Here is a 2,775-nt window from a genome sequence, read left to right on the forward strand (position 1 = left end):
CACGGACTCGCGGGTGATGGATGCGCCGTCCTCGGCCTTGGCGCGGGCCTCGTCGGCGCTGGCGGCGGCCTCTTCGGCGGCGCGGGCCACCTCGACCACCGATGCGTTCATCTGGTCCATGGCACTGGCGGCCTCACCAGCGCGGGCCTTCTGCACGTCGGCCCCGCGTTCGGCCCGTTCCACCTGACGGGCAAGCCCTGCGGCTGCCTCTGCCACCACCTGCGAGATGCGGTCCGCCTCGGCGGCCACCTCGCTGATAAGGGTGTTCTTGGCCTCCATCTCCTGCTGGTGGGCCTTGATGTCCGTCAGGTCGGCGAAGATGGAGAACGCGCCGATGAGGTTGCCGTCCAGATCCAGCAGGGGGGCGGTGTCCAGCCGGGTGTGCACGGTGCCGCCGGTGCGGCGGGACAGGGTCAGTTCCGCGTTCAGGATGGCCCGGCGTTCACGCATGCAGCGGCCAACCACGGTATCGCGCCCGGCCTCGCCGTAGAAGAACAGGGCCACATCGCTGCCCAGGTGTTCGTCCGGCGTGCCGGAAACGCCCAGCAGGTCCAGCATGGCCTGGTTCACGTAGCTGATGCGGCCATCGGTATCCACCACGTAGCTTGGCATGGTCATGCCGTGCAGGATGCCGTTGGAAAAGCCCAGGCGGTGCTTGATCTCGGCCACCATGGCCCGCACGCCGCCGATGGTGCGGCCGATGTCGTCGTCGGCCAGGTAGTCGATGGCCGCGTCGTAGTTGCCCTTGGCCACTTCCGCCGTGAAGCGGCGCAGGGTGCCCAGCGGGCGCGACACGGTGCGCAGCAGCCCGAACACGAAGACCAGGGCCACGCCCAGCGACACCACGGCGATGGCGGCGGCGCTCTGCAAGAGGTGCGCATCCAGCCCGTGCACCATTTCCGTGCGGGTCATGCGCACTGCCACGCGCCAGTCCCACGGTTCGAAATGGCGCACGTAGGCGCGCATGGGCACGCCGTCCATGGTGTATTCCACGGGGCCGTCCTTCACGTCCTTGAAGAACGGGGCGATGCCCGCTTCTTCCAGCGTCTTGCCGCGCAGCGCGGGATGGTGGAGAATCATGCCCGAGGCATCGTAGACGAAAGCGTAGCCCGCACCCGCCACGCGCACCTTGTCCATCATTTCGACAAGTTGTGGTGTGCGGATGGGGCGGCCCACGAAGAGGACGGCGATGATGGCACCGTCCTCGTCACGCACGGGCCTGTAGGCGGTGATGTACCAGTCGTTCACCACGAAGGCGCGGCCCGTGTAGGTATGGCCTGCCATGACAGCCTTGTAGACGGGGCTGTCTTCCGGAATGTAGGTTCCCACGGCGCGCTGTCCGTCCGCCGTGCGCACGTTGGTGGCAATGCGCACCAGCTTGCCGGGCAGCACCTGGAACAGGGTGGCGGCGCCGCCCGCCATCTGCTGCACGCGGTCCACCACCTCGTTGTTGTCGCGCATGGGTTTGCGGCCAAGCAGGGAATACTGGAACAGGCCGGGCATTTCGACCGTTTCCTTCTGTCTGGTGACCTGGTTGACCACGTCGGCCTTTTGCACGTCGTTCTTGCGCAACCTCAGCGGGCCATCGGCCAGCAGTTGCGATTCGAACAGCGCAAGGTCGGAGGTGACCTTTTCCTGCGTGATGGCGTGCTGCATCTCGATGGTGGAGACAAGATTGTCCGTGGCGGACTTCAGGTTGAGCTGCCCGAGGTCCACCAGGTCGCCCCGCACGACGATGGTGAGCACGATGGCCATGAAGGCCACGGTGCTTGTCACGATGGCGGCGCTGCCCAGGTAGAATTTGGTGCTGAAACGCATTCGCTGGAACATGGAGTCCCCCAAGGCTGATGGGGACCGCAAGACGGCGCCACGCAAGAACGCCGCGCGGACGGAATGCGGCCCCGGTGTGAAACGAGTGTGTCTGGCTCTGTGAGTGTTGGATAGTGTTAATCAAAGAAGCGTCAAAATCAACATGATACATTCAGGCAGGAGTGCGGAATGAGCGGAAGCGCGGGAAAGGACAGGTTCGATACCTCCGGGTTCGTCATGCGCAAGCAGGACGTGGGAGATGCCGGCGCGACCATGACGGTGTCGCGCGCGGGGCGCAGGCCCCCCTTCACCCCTGAGGCGGAGCGCATCGTGATCCTGGGGCTGCCGGGCAGCGGCAGGCGGCAACTGGCGGAACTGGTGGCGCAACGTTTCGGCATGCAGGCGGCCACGCCGGATGACGACGCCGCGCACGAGGTGGTGACGGAACTGTGTTGCCGCACCGGACTGGTGCTTGCGGCGCCCGTTTCCGCCGTGCGTGACGAACACCTGCGCGCATGCCTGCGCGATGGGGCCCGGGTGTTCTACATGATGACCAACCCGGTGCGGCTGGCCGCGGAGTTGGGGCTTTCCGGCGAGGCGGGCGAAAAGTTCTGCCGCGAGGCGCTGGAACTGGAAACCCTGTGCATGGGCGTGCTGCATTTTCTGCTGCCGGACGGAAGAACGCCGGAACAACTGGTGGTCAACGTGTGCGAGAATCTGGGAGTGGCCTGAGCATCACCACGCGGCCACGCAGCCGTCGCCACGCGGGTCGGCTGCACCTTCCAACGTGCCGTCCGGATGGCGCACGATGGCCCCGGCATGGCCCATGACCGGATCGTGGTCGCCCACCATGCGCACGGGGTGCCCGGCGGCGCGCAGCGCGTCGGCAACATCCGGGGCGATGCGGCCCTCCAGCCGCAGGTGCACGGCGTCGTCTCCCCATGTTCGGCCCAGCAGCCAGCGCGG

General features: G+C 66.7%; 3 protein-coding genes. 1 reads left to right on the forward strand and 2 read right to left on the reverse strand.

Annotated elements, in window-relative coordinates:
- On the reverse strand, nt 1–1,830 hold a 1,830-nt coding region (locus FVW20_RS11885; RefSeq protein ID WP_196609783.1), incomplete at its 3' end, for a Cache 3/Cache 2 fusion domain-containing protein.
- A 168-nt stretch (nt 1,831–1,998) separates the two neighbouring features.
- Between FVW20_RS11885 and FVW20_RS11890 the strand changes: the two genes are divergently transcribed.
- Complete coding sequence (locus tag FVW20_RS11890) at nt 1,999–2,541, forward strand: nucleoside/nucleotide kinase family protein (protein WP_196609784.1); 543 nt, start codon at nt 1,999–2,001, stop codon at nt 2,539–2,541.
- A gap of 3 nt (nt 2,542–2,544) precedes the next feature.
- Here the strand turns inward: FVW20_RS11890 and FVW20_RS11895 are convergent.
- Nucleotides 2,545–2,775: gamma-glutamyltransferase (locus FVW20_RS11895; protein WP_196609785.1), on the reverse strand; the 231-nt coding region annotated here is incomplete at its 5' end.

This window comes from Nitratidesulfovibrio oxamicus (assembly GCF_015731765.1).
In the GTDB taxonomy this organism is placed as follows: domain Bacteria; phylum Desulfobacterota; class Desulfovibrionia; order Desulfovibrionales; family Desulfovibrionaceae; genus Cupidesulfovibrio; species Cupidesulfovibrio oxamicus.

Coding starts and splice junctions, on each gene's coding strand:
- FVW20_RS11890 (WP_196609784.1), top strand. CDS start 1,999: ATGAGCGGAAGCGCGGGAAAGGACAGGTTCGATACCTCCGGGTTCGTC.